16 protein-coding genes and 1 tRNA gene are annotated in these 23,248 nt (G+C 39.0%); 8 read left to right on the top strand and 9 right to left on the bottom strand.

The features are described 5' to 3' along the window. Positions 1-251 precede the first annotated feature (251 nt). Positions 252-325: transfer RNA gene (locus tag ACYVHJ_RS19335), tRNA-Arg, on the bottom strand. 188 nt (positions 326-513) lie between these two features. Between ACYVHJ_RS19335 and ACYVHJ_RS19330 the strand changes: the two genes are divergently transcribed. Continuing rightward, a complete protein-coding gene (locus tag ACYVHJ_RS19330; RefSeq protein WP_339905056.1) occupies positions 514-1,248 on the top strand; it encodes a porin family protein in 735 nt (244 codons plus the stop codon). 66 nt (positions 1,249-1,314) lie between these two features. Here the strand turns inward: ACYVHJ_RS19330 and ACYVHJ_RS19325 are convergent, their stop codons facing one another. Both ACYVHJ_RS19325 and rpoN read right to left on the bottom strand, forming a co-directional pair. Then, positions 1,315-1,938, bottom strand: a complete 624-nt coding sequence (locus ACYVHJ_RS19325) for a phosphatase PAP2 family protein (RefSeq protein ID WP_460518113.1) — start codon at positions 1,936-1,938, stop codon at positions 1,315-1,317. Then, complete coding sequence (gene rpoN / locus ACYVHJ_RS19320) at positions 1,938-3,392, bottom strand: RNA polymerase factor sigma-54 (protein WP_339905060.1); 1,455 nt, start codon at positions 3,390-3,392, stop codon at positions 1,938-1,940. Before rpoN ends, ACYVHJ_RS19325 begins: the two co-directional genes overlap by 1 nt. Positions 3,393-3,570: 178 nt before the next feature. Between rpoN and asnS the strand changes: the two genes are divergently transcribed. The 3 genes from asnS to ACYVHJ_RS19305 all read left to right on the top strand — a co-directional run bounded on the left by asnS (position 3,571) and on the right by ACYVHJ_RS19305 (position 7,423). Beyond that, a complete protein-coding gene (asnS, locus tag ACYVHJ_RS19315) occupies positions 3,571-5,022 on the top strand; it encodes an asparagine--tRNA ligase (RefSeq protein ID WP_460518110.1) in 1,452 nt (483 codons plus the stop codon). A gap of 304 nt (positions 5,023-5,326) precedes the next feature. Further along, positions 5,327-6,844 carry a hypothetical protein gene (locus ACYVHJ_RS19310; protein WP_460518107.1) on the top strand — a complete coding sequence of 506 codons (1,518 nt, stop codon included), beginning with the start codon at positions 5,327-5,329 and terminating at the stop codon, positions 6,842-6,844. A gap of 126 nt (positions 6,845-6,970) precedes the next feature. Then, positions 6,971-7,423, top strand: coding sequence for a hypothetical protein (locus ACYVHJ_RS19305; protein ID WP_339903795.1), 453 nt, complete (start codon positions 6,971-6,973; stop codon positions 7,421-7,423). Between the two features lie 235 nt (positions 7,424-7,658). Here ACYVHJ_RS19305 and ACYVHJ_RS19300 read toward each other — a convergent pair whose 3' ends face one another. The 3 genes from ACYVHJ_RS19300 to ACYVHJ_RS19290 are packed head-to-tail and all read right to left on the bottom strand — an operon-like array spanning position 7,659 to position 11,819. Beyond that, positions 7,659-9,149 carry a TolC family protein gene (locus ACYVHJ_RS19300; RefSeq protein WP_339903796.1) on the bottom strand — a complete coding sequence of 497 codons (1,491 nt, stop codon included), beginning with the start codon at positions 9,147-9,149 and terminating at the stop codon, positions 7,659-7,661. Next, a complete protein-coding gene (locus ACYVHJ_RS19295; RefSeq protein ID WP_339903797.1) occupies positions 9,142-10,455 on the bottom strand; it encodes an ABC transporter permease in 1,314 nt (437 codons plus the stop codon). Before ACYVHJ_RS19295 ends, ACYVHJ_RS19300 begins: the two co-directional genes overlap by 8 nt. A 50-nt stretch (positions 10,456-10,505) precedes the next feature. Further along, complete coding sequence (locus ACYVHJ_RS19290) at positions 10,506-11,819, bottom strand: efflux RND transporter periplasmic adaptor subunit (RefSeq protein ID WP_460518102.1); 1,314 nt, start codon at positions 11,817-11,819, stop codon at positions 10,506-10,508. A 197-nt stretch (positions 11,820-12,016) separates the two neighbouring features. Between ACYVHJ_RS19290 and ACYVHJ_RS19285 the strand changes: the two genes are divergently transcribed. Further along, positions 12,017-12,781, top strand: coding sequence for a class I SAM-dependent methyltransferase (locus tag ACYVHJ_RS19285; RefSeq protein WP_460518099.1), 765 nt, complete (start codon positions 12,017-12,019; stop codon positions 12,779-12,781). A 29-nt stretch (positions 12,782-12,810) separates the two neighbouring features. On the opposite strand, the gene wecB is transcribed toward ACYVHJ_RS19285, so the two are convergent. From wecB to ACYVHJ_RS19270, 3 genes are all read right to left on the bottom strand, one after another. Next, entirely contained in the window at positions 12,811-13,908 is a 1,098-nt protein-coding gene (wecB, locus tag ACYVHJ_RS19280) for a non-hydrolyzing UDP-N-acetylglucosamine 2-epimerase (protein ID WP_339903800.1), read from the bottom strand. A gap of 228 nt (positions 13,909-14,136) precedes the next feature. Next, positions 14,137-14,889, bottom strand: coding sequence for a YaaA family protein (gene yaaA, locus ACYVHJ_RS19275; protein WP_460518096.1), 753 nt, complete (start codon positions 14,887-14,889; stop codon positions 14,137-14,139). 3 nt (positions 14,890-14,892) lie between these two features. Continuing rightward, positions 14,893-19,983 (bottom strand): T9SS type B sorting domain-containing protein, encoded by a 5,091-nt coding sequence (locus ACYVHJ_RS19270; protein WP_460518093.1) that lies wholly within the window; start codon positions 19,981-19,983, stop codon positions 14,893-14,895. Positions 19,984-20,063: 80 nt separating this feature from the next. Here ACYVHJ_RS19270 and ACYVHJ_RS19265 point away from each other — a divergent pair, with 80 nt between their 5' ends. From ACYVHJ_RS19265 to ACYVHJ_RS19255, 3 genes are read left to right on the top strand one after another with little or no spacing between them, the layout of a single operon-like run. Then, positions 20,064-21,113: a PorP/SprF family type IX secretion system membrane protein gene (locus ACYVHJ_RS19265; RefSeq protein ID WP_339902507.1), complete on the top strand. Its 1,050-nt coding sequence runs from the start codon at positions 20,064-20,066 to the stop codon at positions 21,111-21,113. Between the two features lie 12 nt (positions 21,114-21,125). Beyond that, positions 21,126-22,355, top strand: coding sequence for a M48 family metallopeptidase (locus ACYVHJ_RS19260; RefSeq protein WP_460518088.1), 1,230 nt, complete (start codon positions 21,126-21,128; stop codon positions 22,353-22,355). Positions 22,356-22,401: 46 nt separating this feature from the next. Then, positions 22,402-23,190, top strand: coding sequence for a phytanoyl-CoA dioxygenase family protein (locus ACYVHJ_RS19255; protein WP_339902509.1), 789 nt, complete (start codon positions 22,402-22,404; stop codon positions 23,188-23,190). The last annotated feature ends 58 nt before the right edge of the window (positions 23,191-23,248 follow it).

Genomic DNA, 23,248 nt, shown 5'->3' with positions numbered 1-23,248 from the left:
CGTTTTTGCCAGATCGTTTTCTGACTGTTTCGTTAAGGGAGTGCAAAGATAAATGAAATTTTTAACTCTGCAAAATGTTTTTGAAAATAAATTTTGAGATCTTTTAACCCCTCTTTTCTTACTTCCTTTCCCCGCTTTTGGGATGACAAAGGTGCACTTTATTTTTTATTTTACAATGGGAAAATGTCTTTTTTTTGAAAAACTTTTTTCCCCATATATAAGGCAAAAATCAATGCTATTATTTCAATTTGTGACCTCGCCAGGATTCAAACCTGGAACCTCTTGAGCCGTAATCAAGTACTCTATTCAGTTGAGCTACGAGGCCATTTCTTTTAAATGGAATGCAAAGGTAAAGAATAAAATGAATAATACAAAGCATGAATTGAGAGAAAAATGAAATGATTATTACGTACCTATTAATTATATTTTAAGAATAATTAAGATCAACAGGCCACCAAATCAAGCATTATTTCCTAATTTAGCCGTTCGATAGGTTAAAAAATATTTGTTTTCATGAAAAGACTTTCCATTATATCCTTAATTTTATTGATCACCTTTCAGCTTCAAGCCCAAGAAAAGGAACGTTCATCTATAGGTGGCAGACCAAACATTACCGGGGACTTGTTTCTGGATTTTGGATTCAATATGCTAAATAATAGGCCAGAGGATCTAAATACGCGTTTTATCGCTTCAAGGGTATTTAACGTTTATTACCAAACACAAATCCCATTAGGTCAAAATACAGGTTTCACTTTCAATCCGGGCTTAGGTCTCGGCCTTGAAAAACTCGCTTTTAAAGATGGGATGACCTTGGTGTCAGATCCTGACAAATCTGTAAATTCAAGTATGCTTACTTCCATTACTAATGTATATGGACAAGATGCTAGTGTTTCTACCAATACAATGGCGTTAAATTATTTTGACATCCCACTAGAATTTCGATACCATGTAAATCATGATGACTATGATAGCGGAATCCGTGTGGCTGTTGGAGGTAAAATAGGATTGCTATACAATGCACATACTAAAATTGCTTATACTAACGGAGATGGTTTGGAACAGAAAATTAAAAACTCACAGAATTATGGTTTAAACCCAATCCGCTATGGTGTTTACACCCGTTTAGGATTCCCAGGCTTTAATGTGTGGGGATACTATGGTCTCAATGGGGTCTTCGAAGGAAACCAAGGTCCTTATGGAACAGAATCTACTCAATTCAACTTTGGCGTATCAGTAGCTTTGTTCTAAAAGAAATCTATTCTTGACGTATATATAAGGAGTGGATTTAAATATCCACTCCTTTTTTTATGTCAATCAATTAATAAGTAAATGATAATAAACCGGGAAACAGATCCCAAATCCTAAAATAAATCCGGCGTAAACTTCTGAAGGCCGATGTGCATTTAGGTACAACCTGGCAGTACCAATCAAGCCACTAAGCACAATGATCAATAAGAAATAATAAAACATAGGTTCCGAATTGAATCTTATTGACAAAACCGAAACGATAGCAACCCATCCCCCCATGGCTGTCTGGTGGGCGCTGATTTTCCAAAAAATGGTTATCAGGGTCAAAAGAATTAAAGAAACTGTAACCAACCCCAGGGTAACTATTAACAACTGATCAATATTTAGCTTCCAGTAAAAAAACACAAGGGTCATGCTGTAGAAAACAGAAACCAATGCAAAAGGGTAAATCCGCTCCTTTCTTTCAGGCAACTGTAAGCTATTGATAACTTCTGAAAACCTCAAGCCCACCAATCCAAGTAGGGGCACCATAAAGGTAGAGAAACTGATCAATAGCAGTACTGCCCACTTGGCTCCTTTGGGTACAACTGTTGCTTCCGGAACCATATAAAATAAGGTAACCACCATCAAAGTAGGGATTACCAAAGGCTGAAAAATTACCGATATACTTAAAGCTAATTTCCTAAACACTATAACTCTTTTCTAAGCCTTGCTACCGGTATTTGTAATTGTTCCCTGTATTTGGCCACTGTCCTCCTTGCAATATTGTACCCTTTCTGGTTCAATAATTTGACCAATTTGTCATCAGAAAGTGGCTTTTTCTTGTCTTCTTCGTCTACCAATTTGTTTAAAACACTTTTTACCTCTCGATTACTCACATCTTCTCCTCCATCTGTGGCGATACCTTCAGAGAAAAAATACTTTAAAGGAAACACTCCAAATTCTGTCTGGATGGCCTTGCTATTGGCTACTCTGGAAACGGTGGAAATATCCATATCTATTTTTTCTGCAATGTCTTTCAGGATCATGGGACGTAATTTGGTTTCGTCACCATCAAGGAAAAAATCATGCTGGTAATCTAAAATAGACTGCATGGTACGCATCAATGTCTGTTGCCGCTGTTTAATGGCATCTATAAACCATTTCGCTGAGTCTAGTTTTTGTTTTACAAAAGAAACCGTTTCTTTGAGCTTTTTATCTTTTTTATCACTCTTATCATAGGCACTAAACATCTCAGAATAGGACCTGCTCACCTTAAGTTCGGGTGCATTCTTTGAATTCAGGACAATTTCAAATTTCCCATTGACATTGTTTAGAATAAAATCCGGAATTACATAATGGTTTCTGACCATACCGTCAGAAATTCCTCCCGGTTTTGGATTGAGCCTGGTAATTAACTGAATCACTTCCTTGAGCTCTTCCTCTCCTATTCCGGCTTTCTTTAGTATTTTGTTATAATGCTTCTTTGTAAATTCTTCAAAACATTCTTGAACCACAAAAATGGCTTTTTTTAGTAAGGATCCTTCCTCTGTGTTCCTTCGCTCCAATTGAATAATCAAACACTCCTGCAAATTTCTGGCGGCAATCCCAGGAGGATCGAAGGATTGAATTTTAAAAAGTATTTCTTCTACTTCATCGAGATCAGTCTCAACATTCTGACTAAATGCCAAATCATTAATAATGGCCTCCAGGTCCCTCCTTATATAACCGTCGTTCTCTATACTTCCTATTAACTGCTTACCTATTAACTTTTGAGTGTCGTTTAATTTAAGGAAATTTAATTGAGAAAGCAGTTGCTCATGAAGCGAGCTAAAGCTGGAAAGGGGCATGTCTCTTTCCTCATCATCCGTTGAATAATTACCATCCCCTTGCATCTTATACCCACCATACTCCTCATTTAGGTAATCTTCAATATTGATGTCTTTGTCATCTTTTGATTCAGCAACATCCGCACTGTCTGCAAACTCCTCCGCTGGGTTTTCAGCTTCCACGTCTTTCCCCTCCTCCAAGGCGGGGTTAATCTCTAACTCTTCCTCTATTCTGGACTCAAGTTCAGCTGTAGGAACCTGCAACAATTTAATAAATTGTATCTGCTGAGGGGATAATTTTTGAGATAATATCTGGTTTAAATTCAGTTTCTGCATATATTAAAACCTATTACGGTATTAAGTTATTTCCATTTTGTGTTCCAATAAACTCAATTGGAATTCAAATTTAGGAAATAAGATCAAAATTTTGATAAAAAGCTTATTATATCGTTTTTTTGCATTCAAATTAAATGTTCCCCCTTTTGGGTTTTTTACTTTATAACAAGGTATCGTCATGTCATTTAACAAAAGAATTAAAATAAAAGATTTACTGGAGAACCCTACTCCGGATGAAAAAGCAACCCTAATGGGTTGGGTTAGAACCAAAAGGAGCAACAAACATGTAACTTTCATTGCCATTAATGACGGATCTTGTATCCAGAATTACCAATGTGTGGCCGATCCACAATTAATTTCTGAAGATATTCTTAAGAAAGCTAATACCGGAGCTTGTTTAAAAATCACAGGAACAATTGTAAATTCTCAAGGTTCAGGACAATCTACAGAAATACAAGCTACCTCCATCGAGGTTTTGGGAGAAGCTGATCCGGAAAAATTCCCTATTCAACCTAAAAAACACTCACTTGAGTTTTTAAGGGAAAATGCACACCTAAGGGTAAGAACCAATACCTTTGGTGCCATCTTCCGCATCCGTCACCAGCTTTCTTTTGCAATACACCAATATTTCCACAAAAAAGGCTTTGTCTATATACACTCTCCTATCATCACTGCTTCTGATGCTGAGGGTGCTGGCGAAACCTTTCAGGTAACCACATTGGACTTGAAGAATCCTGCCAAAGACGAAGCCGGACAAATCGATTTTCAAGAAGACTTTTTCGGAAGAGCCACCAATCTAACCGTTTCCGGACAATTGGAAGGTGAACTTGCGGCAATGGCGTTGTCAGAAATTTACACCTTTGGGCCCACTTTTAGGGCAGAAAACTCCAATACCACCCGACACTTGGCAGAATTTTGGATGATTGAACCAGAAATGGCTTTTTTCGACGCCGAAGACAACCAAAATCTTGCTGAGGATTTCCTTCAATATGTCATAGGTTATGCTTTAGAACATTGCAAAGAAGATCTTGCTTTCTTGGACAAACGTGCCGCAGATGAAGAGAAGGGCAAAAAAGCTGACCAACGCAGTGAGTTGGGCTTATTGGAAAGGCTTTCCTTTGTTACCCAAAATGAATTTATACGGATCACTTATACAGAAGCTATTGATATTTTAAAGGCTTCCAAACCAAATAAAAAGAAAAAATTTGCCTATCCCATAGAAGATTGGGGAACAGATCTGCAATCTGAACATGAAAGGTTTTTGGTGGAAAAGCATTTTAAAAAACCTGTGATTATCACTGACTATCCGAAAGAAATCAAATCATTTTACATGAAATTAAATCCGGATAACAAGACAGTGGCAGCCATGGATATTTTATTCCCCGGTATAGGTGAAATTGTTGGGGGGTCGCAAAGAGAAGAAAATCTTGACAAACTAACCCAACGCATGGATGAATTGGAAATAAGCAAAGAAGAAATGTGGTGGTACCTGGATACCAGGAAATTTGGCACTGCTCCTCACGCCGGCTTTGGCTTAGGATTTGAAAGGCTGGTACAATTTGTCACAGGTATGGGAAACATTCGTGACGTAATACCATTTCCAAGAACTCCGGGAAATGCGGAGTTTTAATTTGATTTGTATGTATAACTAAGGTTAAAGAGGCTCAAAAATCAAATTTTGAGCCTCTTTTGTTTAACAAATAATATATCGCATCATCGCTATACCTAAACAATTATACGATTGAGAACAGCTATTTGATTAATATAATACCTAAACTTCTTTTAAAATTTCGATAGGAATAATTCTTCTTGTGGAATAAATAGCTGATATTAGAAGGGTATTGCCTATTTCGATTAAGGTGGAAGCCAGTAAGTAATCCCATTAAGATGTAAAATTCACCTAATCATTTATCTCCCTTGCAAACAATATTCCCATGAACCCTATGAAAAAAGCCATTTTCAGGAGTCAATTCTCTAGTAAAATACTTAACTTTTTTACTACTATTATTTCAGCCGACAATTCAAAGGGTCGCCATTCTAAAAAAAACACAGGCATTAGCTATTTGTACCCCTTATCTATTTTCTTCTTAATCAACGCATGCGATAGTAAAATAGAAAACAGTGAAGAAAATTCAGCCTCAGGCATCCAACCTTGGTCAGAAAACCCCAGCTACTGGGAATACAATGGAAAACCTGTACTCTTACTAGGTGCTTCAGACAATGACAACTTATTTCAGTTGCCAAATTTAAAATCTCACCTGGATAGCATTTCTATGATTGGTGGCAATTATGTCAGAAATACCATGAGTGATAGGGATGAAACCGATGAAAAAGCCTTCTCCAAAAATGAGGGTGGAAAGTATGACCTTAAAAAATGGAATTCCACTTACTGGCAAAAATTTGAAGACCTGTTAAGTTTGGCGCAGGAAAGAAATATCATCGTACAGATTGAAATCTGGGATCGTTTTGACCATGCTAGGGAACAATGGCTAACGGATCCTTTCAATCCCAAAAACAATGTGAATTACACTTACGAAGAAGCTAAGTTGGATAGCCTCTATCCTGATCATCCGGGCCAAAACAAACAACCCTTCTTCTTCACTCCTCCCAGCCTTCAAAACAATAAGTTGCTTTTAAAATACCAGCAAGCATTTGTTGAAAAATTACTTTCAATTTCTTTGGCCTATAGAAACGTACTTTACTGTTTGGACAATGAAACAAGCGGAAGGGAAGAATGGGCCACCTATTGGGCTTCATTCCTTAGGGAGAAATCAGGTGACAAAGCTATTGTCTTAACAGAAATGTGGGACCATTGGGACCTTAAATCAGCGGAACATAAAAGAACATTAGACAATCCGGAGCGGTATGATTTTATAGATATCTCCCAAAACAGTCACCAAACAGGTGAAACCAACTGGAACAATGCACAATATGTCTTCAATTACATCAAGGGCAAACCCAGGCCGGTTAATTCCGTCAAAATTTATGGTAGTGATGCCCATGGAGCTTGGCTTTCCAGAGGAATTACTACCCAACATGCCGTGCAAACATTCATTAGAAATATTTTAGGTGGCTTTGCTTCCAGCAGATTTCACAGACCCCCTCATGGTTTGGGGTTAAGTCATTGGCCCATACAAAGCATCAAAACGATAAGGAAAATAGAGGAAAAGGTAAAATTTTGGAATTTAAAACCCATGATGGATCGTTTATCTGACAGAGAAGAAAATGAAGCTTACCTTATAGGTAAGACCGGTGAGTCGTACTTGCTATATTTTCCTGCAGAGGGAGAGGTGAAATTAGATTTAAACCCACACACCAAGGAATTTGAATTGTCATGGATAAGCTTAGAAGAATCAGAATGGGGAGAGTCCATATCGTTAAAAGGAGGTATTAAACATTCCATTCAACCACCGACTAACGCAGGAAACCTGGCATTGATACTGGCAAAATGATCGAAATAAAGTCTCAAATTAGGAGCATTATGGTATTTCTCTTTCTGATTAAATCAATTAATCGGAAAAGAGAATAAAAATGGCATCCTTTATGCATTACTTCGCTATAATTCTTATATTGATTACTTGGAAACATTCTTAAAATATCTGAAAGTTGAGGCCATAGGAGGTCATATTATTAGAATATCTCTGGCCTGTCTGCTATTATTTGGAGGCTTCACTAAGCTAAAATTAATAGGAGCATTGGAATACAACCTATTTTGGTCAATAATTTTGGCCGCTATCGAAACGTTTGCTGCCTTTGGTCTGCTTATTCACTACAAAAAACCTGTTATTGGTATAGCTGCCGGGGTATTGGCTATACTGTCCATCTTTTTACGGGTTGTTTTTTCAATAGGCTGGGTAAGAGATCATATTTTACGGTCCCATTCTTTTTTAGATGCTTTCGGCGCCATCCTAGGTGTATATAACAACGGCCTTTTTCATATTGCCCTTTTATTTGGGGCAGGAATTTACTGTTTGGGAAATTCTTATAAAGCCTATATCAAAGAAAGAATTACCAAGCCTTGGCCGCATTAAGAGTAAATTATTTGAACAAGGATTTTATTTAAATTTAGATGCTTCTTTCCGGATTAGCCGGCCATAAATAAAAAAGCATCCTTAAAACGGATGCTTTTTTATAGTTCTAGTCTTTTATTTTACAGGCCTTCTAAGGGAAATTTCACAGAACAGAAAATTGTTAATGTCACCTATTTAAGTTAGTGAAAAAAAACTAAATCCAAACTTTAATAAGCACAACAGCCTACTTATTTAATTAATCTTCCATAAAGCCCATGTCAGGGGTATACAAAAGATTATCTGCTTCAAAATCGTATAAGGTAAGCTCACGGAGCTCATAATAAGCCACCCAATATTCCCTCAAGGATTCAACATAACTTCTTCTATTTTTATCTTTTTCTTGCTGGGCTATGCCTAGATCTGTAATCGTCACATTTCCACTTTGGTACCTTCTGAATGAAATCTCATAACGCTTATCGGCCACCAAATCAGAAGTTTTTGTGATTTCCACCCGATCTTTAAGCATGATAAAGTTCCTCACCTTGGTGAAAATTTCCTGCTCAAAATTGATAATGTCCTGCTCAATTTCAAATTCGGTCAGCTTTTGATTGGCTTTGGCGATACTCATTCTGGCTTTATTTCTACCCCAATCAAGAATGGGTACATTAATACCTAAACTTACCAAGGCTTGGGTATTTGGATTGGAATAAATGCCTGACCACATTAGGTCTGCTTTATTGTAACCATAACTGGCATTCAAACTCATTTGAAACCTTTGCCCTCTTGCTTGAGCGACTTGAGCTTCAGCTTCCGTTCTTTGCCTTTCAAATCTGATCGCATCCGATCGATTTTGAAAAGCATATTCAATGGCTTTTTGTACATCGACATCAAAATCAGGAATTACACTGGGCAATACCAAATTTAGCTTGGTATTTTCATTCAAGCCAATATAAGATTTTAGTGATAAAGAAGATGACTCCATATCCAACTTTGCCTGGGCAACTCCCTGCCTGGCTTCAAGTACCTGTAATTCTACCTGAAGTAATTTATCTTCATAAGTGGTCCCTATATTATACCTGCCTTGCTCAATCTTTAGTATGGCCTCTGAATTCTGTAAGTTTTTGGTTGCAATGTCCAAATTCACTTGGGCAACAAGAAATTGGAAAAACATTTGGGTCACTACCCTGCTAATCTGTTCCATTTCTTCTACATATTCCCGCTTACTTTCTTCATACCTAATAGGATCAATTTTTTTGTCCCACTTGTAGCGATTGTAAGCAAATATAGGTTGAGTCAAACGAACATTCACAGGTACCCCATTCCATCTTGTTTGGTTTTCAGCGTCTGAGGACAGAAAGTTATCAAATCTACTCGTTGAACTATTGACTGATAAGGTACCGCCGGTAGGGGCTATAACCTGCCTCAACCCTAACTCAAGATCCGCGAAATTTTGTCGCACTTCTCTGAATTCAATGGTACCATCCGGCTGGGTAACATTAGTGAAGGATTGAGAGTAACGCGGGAGTGTCCCTTCCAAACGCAATTGAGGATTATAATCAGCTTGAAATAATCTATAAATCCAATAATTATTTTCCCTTCTGGTATCCGCATTTAGGGCTGCGGGGGATTGGTTTTTAGCCCTTTCGATAATTTCTTCAAGTGTATAACTTACCACTTCTTGGGCAGAGGCAGAAAAAGCAATCTGAAAAAGAAGGGCAATTGTAATTGATAAATATTTTTTATTCATAACGTAGAGAAGTTATAGGGTCTTGACTTGCAGCGCGCTTTGCCGGAGTGATCCCAAAAACCAATCCAACAGTGGCTGCTACACCAAAAGACAAAACGATGGAACTTAAAGTAATCACTGTAGGGAAATCTGCGAAAGTGGATACAAGGTGTGCCAAAACCACACCTAATATAACACCTAACAGTCCTCCACTTACGCTGATCATAATTGACTCGAACAGAAACTGATTTACAATATCGTTCTTTTTTGCTCCCAACGAAAGTCTTAGGCCAATTTCTTTTATTCTTTCCATCACAGAAGCCAACATGATGTTCATTATCCCTATTCCTCCCACTAGTAGAGAGATACCTGCGATTGCTCCAAGGACTATATTAAAAATATTCTGAGTTCTTTGCTGCTGTTTGAGTAATAGCTCAGGGATGGTGATCTCAAAATCAACCACATTAAAATGTCTCCTTTCCAGCATTTTTGCTAAAACCTCTGCTGTAGGATTAAGGAGCTCACTTTCTGAAACTTGAATAACCAATTTATCAATTTGGTGATAATTGCCGGAGCTGTTACTATTGGAATCATTTAACCTGGATTCAGTGACCAGATCTCTGTTTCGATATCGGATCAACATGGTTTGAATAGGAATATAAACATCCATATTGAAATCCCTTATCCCTAATTTGGAGATACTGGATTCAGAAACAAGTCGCTCTTCCAAGATTCCGATTACCTCCAACCATTGGCTTCCGCTTTTTATTCGTTTGCCTATGGGATTTTCATTGGGGAAAAATCTGGCTGCCACATTTCTGCCAATGATACAAACAGGGTTTCCTTCAACAAGATTCTTCTTACTGAACATGCGACCCTCTCTTAATTGAAAATCCAACACATCGAAATAAGCAACATCCACCCCCACTAACTTCGCAGAACGGCGAATGCCACTTTTTACAATATAAGTATCCATGACAATTTCAGGGCTAATGCGATTGATTCCCGGAATAACGTTTTGAATGGCTTGTACATCCTCCAACTTCAGTCCTGGAGAAAATTTACTTTTCTCGCGCTCCATTCCGCTATCTTGATCTACCTGCTCTTCAATCTGCTCAACAATAGGTTCGACTACAATATTATTTACCCCAACAAGCTTGATTTGCTCCATAATTTCCTGCTGGGCTCCGGTTCCAATCGCCAGCATGGCTATTACCGCTGCCACACCAAAAATAATTCCCAAAGCAGTCAATAATGACCGAACCTTATTGGCCAATACAGCCTCGAAAGCAATGTAGAAATTTGCTAATAACCTTTCATTGAACATAAATCTTGGTTGGTTTTTTAAGGAGATTGTTAAAATTTAAAAAATCCAGTTTAGTAAGTATCTGTCACTGTAGCCAATGGCTCTTCCTCCTCCTCTTTTTGGTCAAGATTTCTTTTACCATTCAATTCTTCTAGTAAATTTATGGCAATGTTTTCTCCCCAATCAGGGGTATTTAAATAAACATATTGTCCCTGACTCAACCCTTTTTCAATGACTACATCATTGGCATTGGTCATCCCTAACAATACTTCTTGCTTGACTCCATTTCTTAGGTAAACATAATTGATACTATCATTGGCCACATTTACCGCTTCCAATGGTACGTATAGCACATCGTCTAATTTATCTGCAATAATGGTATTGCTAGAGGTCATGGAAGGACGCAGCAACGGGTCGCTTTCGTTAATTTCTATGATTACCTCAAAAACTTTAGCATCAGAGTTTGGTCTTTGCTGCCCTACATTAGCCACTTTTTTCACCTCGCCTGTGTATTTCTTATCCGGAAATGCATCCATTCCCACTTCAACTTGTTGGTTTACCTTAACCCTTCTGATGTCCACCTCATTGATATAGGTAATGCTTTGCATGGTGGTTAGGTCCGGTAAAGTAGCTACAACAGGATTCCAAGAGTTGATTTGGGAGCCTTCTTTCACCTTTGAGCCCCTATAATCCACATAAATCACCATGCCATCCTGAGGAGCTGTTACTACAAATTTATCCAAAACTTCCACCATTTGCTTCACCTCCAACTCATCCTCTCTGAGTTTGGCTGCAATTTCCATCATGCGGGCTTTTTCTTGAAGGGTTTTAATTCTATACCTTTCTTTGGCTTGATCCAGCTCTCTTTTGGCTTTTTCTACATTGTACTCATTCTGTTTGATAATGGCAGGTGGTTCAAACTGTGATTGCTCTAAAATCAATTCTTGTTCCTGAACAATGTATTGCTGATTTAGAATATTGTCTCGTTCTACACGTAAATTCAAAGAGGTATCCAACTGAACTTGTTCATATTGTGCTTTTGTTTGTTCTAAGTCCAATCTTCTATCTTCTAAACGGCCGAACAATTCAGTTTTATCTATAGAACAAATAAAATCTCCTTTTTGTACTACCGTTCCTTCATCCACCATTTTGTCAATGGTAAAGCTTCCAATTCGAAATCTCCTTGCCTCAGCCGGACCAAATACCTGAACAGAACGAAGTGCTTCTAATTCTCCGGAAGTAGTGATCTCTACACGAAATTCCCCTTCATCAACGGTTGCCAAAATATTATTTTCTACTCCGGTACTTCCTGAAGCAAAGAAAAAATACAAGGCTCCGATGACCAATAGGCTTCCAAGAGCGACGTATATTAGATTCCTTTTCATATTGATTGTGTTAAATACATTCAAATTTAGCCATTGTGAAACCTAAAACATCTCCACATAGCATTTTATATAGCCACTAGAATAATAATTTAAGTGTTCAGTTAACATTTAAATTTAAGTAAAAAGCTTCCAACTGGTTAAATAATCATTTTCGCTTAAGGAAGTGCCATTTCCAAGCTACCTTATATATTTGCAATATGAAATCAATGATTAGTTGGACAATACGCCATATTCCTAGAAAATATTTACAACTCTTTAGCCATTTCTTTCTAAAGATCGCTGCAGTGATTTATAAAGGATCAACTGTAACCTGCAATATCTGTCAAAAAGGATTTCGCAAATTTTTACCCTATGGAAGAAAAGCTAGAGAAAATGCACTGTGTCCCAACTGCTTGGGTTTAGAAAGACATCGGCTGATGTGGCTTTTTTTACAGAAGGAAACTGACTTTTTTACAGCCCCACAAAGCGTCTTACATGTAGCGCCAGAGTTGTGTTTTCTTGGTCGCTTTAAAAAATTGAAAAACCTGGAATATATTACCGGCGATATAGAATCACCTTTGGCGGATGTAAAAATGGACATTCATCAAATCCCCTTTGAAGACAATTCATTCGACGTTGTTTTTTGCAACCATGTTATGGAACATGTAGAGGATGACATAAAAGCTTGTACCGAAATCAATCGAGTTCTGAAGCCCAATGGTTGGGGAATTATCCAATCGCCGGTATACGAACAAGAAGTGACGCTGGAAGACGAAAGCATTACAGATCCGAAAGAAAGGGAACGGGTGTTTGGTCAAAGTGATCATGTCCGAAAATATGGTAAAGATTATGCCAAAAGGTTGAGTCAATCTGGTTTAATGGTATCTGAAAACAACTTTGTTAAGCAGTTGCCGGAAGAAATAATAAAAAAATATGCCCTTCCTGAAAAAGAAATAATTTTCTATTGTCAGAAAGGGCAATAAATTGAAATTATTTACTTTAGGTCAAGGCATTACCCCAACTTCTGGAGCAATATATCTACAATCCTTTTAGCCGTTTTGCCATCCCATAAATGAGGGATTTGCCCTTTCTTCCAATTCCCGGAAAACAATTTCTCCATGGAAGGCTTTATGGCTTTTGGATCAGTTCCAAGCAATTCATTGGTTCCTTCTGTGATGGTTTCAGGGCGCTCCGTATTGTCTCTCAAGGTCATACAAGGAACACCCATAACTGTGGTTTCTTCAGTGATCCCCCCTGAATCGGTAACCACCGCCTTTGCACTTTCAACAAGGAAGTTAAACTCCAAGTACCCCAGAGGATCAATCATATGCAGTCTTTCATGAGATATACCCAGGTTTTGTAGCATTTTCTTGGTTCTGGGATGAACAGGAAAAATTAATGGCAAGCCACCTGAATGGTCTATAATTTCTTGAATCAATTCTTTCAGTTTTTCTTCCTGGTCAACATTGGCAGGCCTATGCAAAGTCATTACTATGTATTTTCCCTTTTCCAAGCCGATTTTATCCCATACTTCCGGCTTCTGAAATCTAGGTCTATGCTTTAGTAAAGTATCAATCATGGTATTGCCCACATAAAAGATTCGCTCTTCCTCAACACCAGCTTTCCTTAAGCTTTCATTGGCCACTTCTGAAGTAGTGAAAAAATAATTCGTGATACTATCCGTAACCATACGGTTAATCTCTTCGGGCATGGACCAATCACCGGACCTTATCCCTGCCTCCACATGAGCCACTTTTACATGAAGTTTTTGGGCTGTAATGGTGCAGGCCATTGTAGATGTCACATCTCCCACCACCAGACAAAGGTTAGGTTTATTTCCTTCCATCAGCAATTTCTCATAGCCAATCATAATGGCTGCTGTTTGCTCAGCCTGAGTTCCCCCACCTGCGCCAAGATTGACATCCGGTTCAGGAATCCCCAACTGTTCAAAAAAACTTCCGGACATGTTTTTGTCGTAATGTTGCCCAGTATGGATCAGTCTAAAGTTTATTGCTTTTCCTTCTCCTGCAGCTGCGTTTATCGCATCTATTATGGGAGAAATTTTCATAAAATTAGGGCGAGCCCCTGCAATCAAGTCTACGCTTATCATATTTCAAAAATTAAATTTATCAAGTTTACCAAATAAATATGAAAAAAAGAGAATTTGACCCCTTAAATATTTCGAATAATATAAATAAAACAATTTAAAAAAAGTAAAACTTTTAATTAAATCTCCATCTTTTCAGCTCATTCAAATTTTATATAAATTGTTTTACCCTACAAAGGACGACAATAGAAAAACTTCCTCCAAAAAAAAGAATGAGTAGACAATTAATTATCACCTAATAAACACCCATTCATCGGAGCTACTTTTACTTTCTGAATACTCATACTTTCCTTCATTAAAGGTTTTCAGCATTTCAGGATCTTCTACTTTATTTTTAATGATAAAATCTGTCATTAAGCCTCTTGCCTGTTTAGAGAAAATGCCAATGTTCTTATAAGAACCGTTTTTATACTCCTTAAATACCGGACTTACCAGCTGAGATTTTAAGGCTTTCTTTTTTACTGCTTTAAAGTATTCTTTGGAGGCAAGATTAATTACAGGTTGCTCATCTGCAATTTCATTAAGTGCCTTGGTAATTTTATCCCCCCAAAATTCATAGAGGTTTTTACCTCGTTTGTTTTTTAATTTTACCCCCATTTCTAACCTGTAGGGCTGAATCATATCCATGGGCCTCAATAGTCCATAAAGCCCGGATAAAATCCTTAAATGTTCTTGGGCAAAGGAAAAATCTTCTTCAGAAAAGGACGCCACATCTATGTGGGTATACACATCTCCTTTGAAAGCTAACAGCGCCTGTTTGGCATTTTCTTCATTGAAAACATCTGAGAATTGCTTATACCGCTCTACATTTAAGTCTGCCAAGTTTTCACTTACTCCCATTAAATCTTGAATCGCTTTGCCGGATTTTTTTTTCATAATTGAAACCAGTTCTGCAATTTCTTTTTTAAACACAGGCTGACTTTTGATAGAAATAGCTGTGGGGTTGTAATCAAGGGTTTTGGCAGGGGAAATCAATACTATCATATACTATTCAATTACGACAATTGCGTCTCTTTTTACTTTATTAATATTTTGTTGTTCATTGGTAAACTTAACAATCACCGGATATGTTCCCGAAGGCACTTTTCTACCGTCTACCATGCCATCCCAAGCGCAGATAGAAAGGTTTTCTGAAATATTTTCTTGCTCGCAGAAATAAATCAATTCACCCCAGCGATTGTAAATTAAAACAGAAAGCATGTCAATATCCCCGGTAGTATAAATCAGGAAATTTCTGTCCGGATCACCTGGTCTTATGGCATTGGGATAAGTCACATTCACTTCACAAACCTCCGTAATTCTAAATTCAATGGTATAATCACATCCTTCTGAATCAACTACAAACAATTCATAGTCTCCCTCTTCTGTAGGTGTAAATGTAGGTGTGGTACTTACCAAAGCCCCATCCTTGCTCCATTCATAAGTGTCCCAAACTCCCACATCGAGTGTAACCAAATCATTTGATGCAGCGCAAATAATATAATTTGGTGACAATACCGGGGGTAAAGCATCAGATTGATTGATGGTAATTTGTTCAGTACCTAATAGACAGCCAGCTTCATTGAGCAGTCGAACCTCATAAGTTCCGGGGTTTCTAACAATTAATACAGGGTTTTCCTCACCGGCGATCAAATTCTTAGTAGCGCCAACTACCCTGTACCATTCAATTCGATCTGTAGCGGAAATTTCATTGTCCAATGAAACTTCTGAAGTAAGCACGCCTCCACAAAACCCGGGACTGCTTAATGAAATTTCTTCTTCTCCCGATGCAATATCATAAGTACCCGGAGCAGGAACCACACAACCCAATTCATTAGAAACTTCCACTATATAGGTTCCGGCAGGAAGAAGAATATTCATGCTGGTCTGATCTGTAAAAGTAGCCGTTACTTCTTCTCCTGTTTCCACATTGGTTATCGAGTATTCACCGGAAACAGGCTCTCCATCAAAAACAATAACAATGGCACCATCCTGAGGTCCGACATCACTACATGACTCGGGTAAGGTAGACACCGTGAAAGTGACATCATCGGGTGGGCTATTGTTTTCCACAACCGCTGAAAGGGTGTTTTCACAAGTACCAGTATAGCCTATGAAAGTATATGTTCCTGGCGCCAAGCCATCAAATGTTATTTGGGCATTTTCTTGTACTTCTGCAAAGACTTGATTTGTTTCTTCCAATACCAAACTATCCAATGGAGAATTCGCCTCCACTACTATGCTTCCGCTGGTCACCGTACAGCTTTCTGAAGGTTCTATTTCTGTTAAAGAAAATTCAGGCAATCCGGTTACTTGTAAAGTGGCTGTTCTTTCGACCAAACAATCACTGTTTAGCGGATCAGCTGTCTGGAATAGTAACTCATAAGCTCCCGGCCCATCAAGGTCAGCGGTGCTTAAAGTTAACTCCTGAGTTTCGCCGATTTCCGAATATTCACCATTGGTTCCCAAACGGATTGACCAAAGTCCGGACACGGGTGTATCCGGCGAAAAACGGACTGAATCGCCATAACATACTGTAGCTGATGACTGCTCAATTGTAAAGTCAAAAGGTGGGCCAACAAAAACCGATTGACTGGCAGGACAGGTTTGGTATTCCTCATCCCCCTCATAGTCTTCCGGTATATCATAGGCTACAAAAACGGTGTAAATGCTCTCTTCTGTCACTAGCAATTCATTGCTATTGCCAACTACTTCTCCAGCTGCATTTACCCACCTGAACAAATATTCATCCAATCTGGGATCATCAGGGTCAACAGCTACCAATGATATCTCCTCGCCACAAAGTGATATTTCATCAGGCAGGGTAATTACAGGGGAAGGAACAACTTCCACCTCATGTCTGAACACTTCTTCCCAAGGTGTCCCACATCGGTCTACCTGTAATTGAACAGTATATATACCGACTTCTTGAAAGAAATATTCTAACGCTTGTAGGTCCTCCCCTCCATTTAAGAATTCATCCACAACCTCCCCTTCCTCATTGAATATGGTCCAATTGTAAATATCAATATCTGGCTCCCCTCCTGCTTCAAATTCTCCTAAGGCACCAACATCATTGCTCAAACATAGCCTATCCGGACCATCCAGTGCAGGATCAGGAATGGAGCTACCCGAATTTTGCACAAAAGACGGCAAGCCCAAATTGCTGGTTCCTGGCATGGCTTCCACTCCTGACTGGGTAAAAGTGGACGGATTACAACTACTCCCTACTTGCACTTGCCCAATCTGATTTGATCCAACCACTACAGCATAAATTTGCCCATCAGGCCCCATTTGAAGTGCGCCCAAAGAAAGACTCTCTGTATCATTAATCACTTCTTTACTCGACAGTATACAAGTTTGAATTTCCTCTTGACTTCCGGCATCTTCAAAGCAGTCCGGACACACGGTAGTCACCGGATTTTCCGGATCACTGTTATCGGTTTCCTCGAGGCTCTGAATAAAATACTCTTCTATCCCTGGCCCTCCATCGGTATAGGACACAAATATCCTGTTGGAATCATCCGAAAACTCCAATCCATATATGTCTCCTTCTGAGCCCATATCCAGTTGGGCATAGGTGGTCATCTCTCCAGTTTCTTGATCAAAATCAAAGATTTCAACTTTATTCTCCCCTCCAACTTGAAATGTCACTGCCACCTTGCTGCCATCATTTGAGAATTTCATTGTCCCTACACCATTTCCAAAGTCAAAATTACTTCCTACTGAGTTCAACACCGGCTGTCCTATCCCTTCATCGCTGACCGGGTACAATCTGAAGGTGTTGTTCCCTTGCTCATGGAAAGCCACCCAAATGGTGTCTCCTGAATTAAACGCTGCCGAATGTTGAGTACTGGGACTAAACAACAAATTGTCTTTGGTAACAACATTCCCTATCCCCTCAGGGTTATCTCCTTTAATATCTACAAGTGAGTACTTCACTTCATTTTGCCCTCCGGCTCCCAATTGGGTGGTAAATAAATAATACATGGTCTCATCTGCCGCAATTGGCACGGCAAGGACACTGCTACTCGAAAGGTTGTCTCCACCTATGTCTTCCCCATTCTGCATAGGGTCGCCATTTAAGTCCCAGACTGTTTGTCCATCTGTATAAAACAACACCTGTCCTGTTTGGTCTGATACCGTGGTAACTCCTGCAGGAATATCCTGTGGATGTGGAGTTTCTATAGGACGAGGGGTAGGAGCATCCGGATCATCCGGATCTCTGTTAAAATCCAAACCTGCACCATCTCCAAAATACCAAATATTATTGCTTTGATCTTCTACATCCCATATTTTAATCCTAATTCCTGCATAAGCATAACAATTGGATCCTTGTTCCCTTACCAATACCCAATAATATCCCGGTTCACAAACCTCATTCGGAGCTTCGGGCCCCCAGCCTTCATCCCGCTTATTGGACCAAAAATATTCATAATTCTGACCACTTTGTCCCTGGCCTCCTGTACCTCCACCTAATCCTCCTCCTTGTTGCCCACCTTGGCCGCCATCCTCACTTTCACTCTGTGCTTCAATTAATGGCATTAAATCAATACAAGAAGGTTCACATAAGGTAGTATCAGAAGGGCTAAATTGGGCAGTTAAATTGTTTTCTGTTAATGGTATACTTTTGGTGACATTCCCCGTTTCCCCATTGGCATAGGTGACAGTTAAGCTAACTGTTACTTGTTGCTCTGCTGTAGCCTCTTGAGGCAATAACAAATGCTCAACAGTTAGATCCATTTCAATCTCATCTCCGTTCTCATCAGTAAGCGGGGGTAAAATCTCCCACTCAAAACTTACTGGTCGATAATTCAAAGGGGTCACTTCACTTGTCAATTGAATGGAGGTATTCATGCAAGGCATTTCGGGTTGCCATGTAAAATCAACCGTTGGCCCCAAATCAATATTGGGTGAGAATTGGGGAAATACTGTACCACAAAAATCACTTCCGTTAAATGGTAGCTCTTCTATACCCAAGCCTACCAATGTCCATTCATCCGGATTGGACACTCTGCCGACATACTGAGGACCTCCTTCTACTTCTTCATATATATAATAAAGTTGCCCATCTGGCCCTACCTTGACATCATAAATTTTAAATATTTCAGCTTCAAGAGGCATGGCAACTGACGTATCGGAAGGGATTTGGCTTTCCGGAATTTCCGGGTCTATTTCTTCATCGCTAATAAAAAACCTCATCAAGTCATCCCCTTGCGCATAATACAGGAAATCTCCTTCCGGGGAGACTTCCAGCCCTGTTACTAATTCAGCTCCCCCTGTTCCCTGCAAAGTTTCAGACGCCCCAAAAGTGCCAGTATCAGGATCGAAAGGAATGGACAAAATATCCTCTCCGACAATGTCGGAAACGATGTACAATATTCCACTTTCCTCATCAAATATCATGTTTTGAGGTGCTGAGGACAAAGACAAAGTATCCGTATCTGTAAACTGGCCTTCTTGGTCTTCAAGCCGTTTTGCTGTTAAATTCCCATCATCATAACTGATGATATAGTCCGGAGAACTACCTGACTTTACTGTTAAAATAGCACCTTGAGCATTCCCAATGCTTCCCCCTTGACTAACCGCCCCTGCTGGAGGTTGATTTGCCGGAGCTCCTCCCTGATCATTCATGTCCACCAAACTGTATTGCAACTGGCCATCAGCACTGATATAAAAAATATAAAAATCTTTGGCTCCATTGGGATCGACATCATAATCCAAAGCTGATATGGCCACGGACTGTTTGGCTGTTTCTACACCACCCAATTCCCCCACTACTCCTTGCATGGCATCGTTTAAATAATTGTAAACCAAAGCCCCATCTGTATAGAATAGTATTTCTCCGGAAATCGGATCTATGGCCATTGCCGAATTGGCCTTACCAAAGGTTATATTTTCTGAAAGGCTTTCAACATTGGCCTTACCATCCTTACCAAAAGAGATGTAATTATTGTCTCCTCCTTCACAATATCCAAAAATCCATTCATTGTTGTTATAGCTTTGAGCATCCGAGCTCATAGGGAAACCCAAACACCATATCAAAGGTATAACTTTAATAAATAAATTAAATATGCATTTAAAATGATTAGAATTCATAAATTAGACACAACTTTGCATACAGTTTTTAATAGCTATACGTTGATAAACTGTTTGGTATTCAATAAACGAATAAATCTTTGTTTCAAACACAAATAAATACAGTTTTTTTAACGCTTGTCCTTATGGTCTTCGGATTTAACGCCTATAGCCAGGACCCCCAATACAGCCAATACTATGCTGCTCCTCTTTATTTAAACCCTGCCTTTGCAGGTGCTGAGCTGGCCACGAGAGTAGGTGTAAATTACCGAAATCAATGGCCTGGAATGAATGCTAACTTTTCAACTTTTTCCGCTTATGGAGATGCTTTTCTGGAAGAGTACAATGTTGGCGTTGGATTTTTGGTCACCAATGATACCGAAGGAGTTTCAGGCTTGCAATCCACAACTATTTCCGGGATCTTGTCCTATGAACTCAAATTAGGAGATAATCTTTATTTTAAGCCAGGTTTTCAAGCGAGTTATATCCGCAGAGATATTGGATTCTATGAAAATCTGGTCTTTGCCAATCAAATTAACCCTTCGGATCCATTTGGACCAATTCTACCAGGAAATGATATTGTAGGCTTAGGAGACCCTATAGGTTTATTTTCTGCCTCATTTGGCGGCTTGCTATTTACTGACAATTTTTGGTTCGGACTCTCCACGCATCATGTCAATCGCCCCAACCAAAGTTTTCTGGACGAAAATATTAGCCGACTTCCTATTAAGTATTCCATCCATACCGGGTACCGGATATCTTTGGGAAGAGGGGCACCACGTAATGATTTTACACACACTTACAGAGAAAGGTACTTCACCCCCACCATCAATTACAAACGCCAAGGACCTTTTGAGCAACTAGACCTAGGTGGATACCTTTATTTAGAGCCGGTTGTACTTGGATTATGGTACAGAGGACTTCCATACAAACCGGTAGAAAAACAGAGCAATAGAGATGCTATCGTATTGATGCTTGGTTTCAATTTACCCTCCGGACTAAACATGGGGTACAGTTTTGATTATACAGTTTCCAAACTAGGTATTCAATCCGGAGGTGCGCACGAAGTGAGCCTTTCTTATATCTTCCCACCAAAAAACCCCGGTGCACCTAGAAAAAGAGATACGATTCTTCCATGTCCAAAATTTTAATAATTTTACCGAATGGATCAAGAGACTATCAAATACCTCCTACTGCTCGTTATAAGCTTTAATTTTATCTTTGAAAAAATCATTGACTACCTCAATGTAAATAGAAATACAACAACTATCCCGGCAAATCTAGATGGTTACTTGGATAGAGAGAAACTAAAAGAAAGCAAAGCCTACCAGCGTACCAAATATAATTTCGGATTGTTTTCCGACACTTTTTCATTTTTCTTGACATTTCTTTTGATTGTTTTTGGTTTATTTGGCTGGTTGGATGACTGGTTGAGGCAATACCTTCAATCTCCAATGGCCCTTACATTGACCTATTTTGCCATAGTCTTTATCGGATCAGACCTTCTCTCTCTTCCATTCGATTATTACCAAACTTTCAAAATAGAGAATGACTTTGGGTTCAATAAGAGTACAGTAAAAACGTTTTTTATGGATAAGGTAAAGGGATACCTCCTTTCCATCATTATTGGTGGCCCCTTACTTTTTCTTTTATTGTGGTTAATCTTGGAGTTGGGGCAGGATTTCTGGTGGATTTTCTGGATTGTAACCGCCCTCTTTATGTTATTGGCCAATTTATTTTATACCGGACTCATCCTGCCTTTGTTTAATAAATTGACTCCTTTGGAGGAAGGCGAGTTGAAAGAAACCATTACCAGTTACGCCCAATCCGTTGGTTTTTCTTTAAAGAATGTATTTGTGATGGATGGGAGTAAACGCTCATCAAAAGCCAATGCCTTTTTTTCAGGCTTTAGCAAAAGTAAAAAAGTGGTATTGTATGACACGTTGATCGATCAACATTCACAGGAAGAGCTGGTCGCTGTTTTGGCTCACGAAATTGGACACTACAAAAAAGGGCATATAAAAACCGGAATTCTTGCAGGAGTCCTTCAAACAGGACTGTTGCTTTATATACTTTCACTTTTTATTTTCAGTGAACCTTTAAGCATGGCCCTTGGGGCAAACCAAATGGCGATTCATCTTAATATCATTGGCTTCACCATGTTATTTTCGCCAATATCTTTGATTATTGGCATAGGCATGAACTATTTAAGCAGAAAGAATGAATTTGAGGCAGATGATTTTGCAAAAACCACTTTCAGTGGTCCGCCATTAGCCACAGCCTTGAAAACCCTTTCCGTCAAAACACTTTCTGATATAGATCCTCACCCTGTATATGTTTTTATCCATTATTCTCACCCTCCATTATTAAAGCGATTGGAAAAGCTTGAATAAGCCGGATAATATTTGTAGCAAACAAAAAAAACAAACCCATATAACCATGAAAAATATCCTCCAAAAAATGGGCGTCTCTTCTAACTTGTTGAGCCAAGAAGAACAAGACTTTTTAAGGGAAAACGGCTACCTCAACCTAGGGAAACTACTGGACAATGCCAGCCTTCAAGTCGTAAGAAATCGAGTCAATGAAATTCTGGAAGAAGAAGGTGATAATGCAGGAGCTGAATTAATGCAATCTCCCAGTATAAAACATCCCAAAGAATCCGGAGCAAGCAGACTTGGCGATTTAGTCAATAAAGGAGCGGCTTTTGATATTTTTTATACCCATCCTAAAGTTATGGCAGCAATCAGACTGGTGCTTGGAGAGCAATTTAAACTTTCCTCACTCAATTACAGGGCTGCACTTCCGGGCGCAGGCTTACAGAAGCTTCACGTAGACTGGCCTGAGTCTATTCAAAACCAGGAATTTATGGTTTGTAATTCAATTTGGCTATTAGATGATTTTTATATAGAAAATGGCGCAACAAGAGTAGTTCCGGGAACTCATTTGAAACCTACATTGCCTGCAGAAGTCATGAATGACCCGATGGATTCACATCCCGATGAAAAAATCATTGTAGCTGAAGCCGGGTCTGTTGTTATCTTCAATTCCCATACTTGGCATGGTGGCACCACTAATCATAGCACCCAGCCAAGAAGGGCCATTCATAGTTATTTTTGTAAAAGAGACCAAGTCCAACAAACCGACCAAAGAAAATATATCAAGAAAAGTACGCTGGATAGAATTTCCAAAGAAGCCGCATTTATTCTAGGCTTAGAAGAAGGTGAGTAAAAGGACGCCCCACCTATAGGAGGAAACTATAAATCATTTGGTAGCTAATAAACGCGTG

It is taken from the genome of Cyclobacterium sediminis (genome assembly GCF_054781075.1).
The sequence above is the reverse complement of the archived record's forward strand: the minus strand, read 5'-3'. Positions and strand labels throughout refer to the sequence as shown.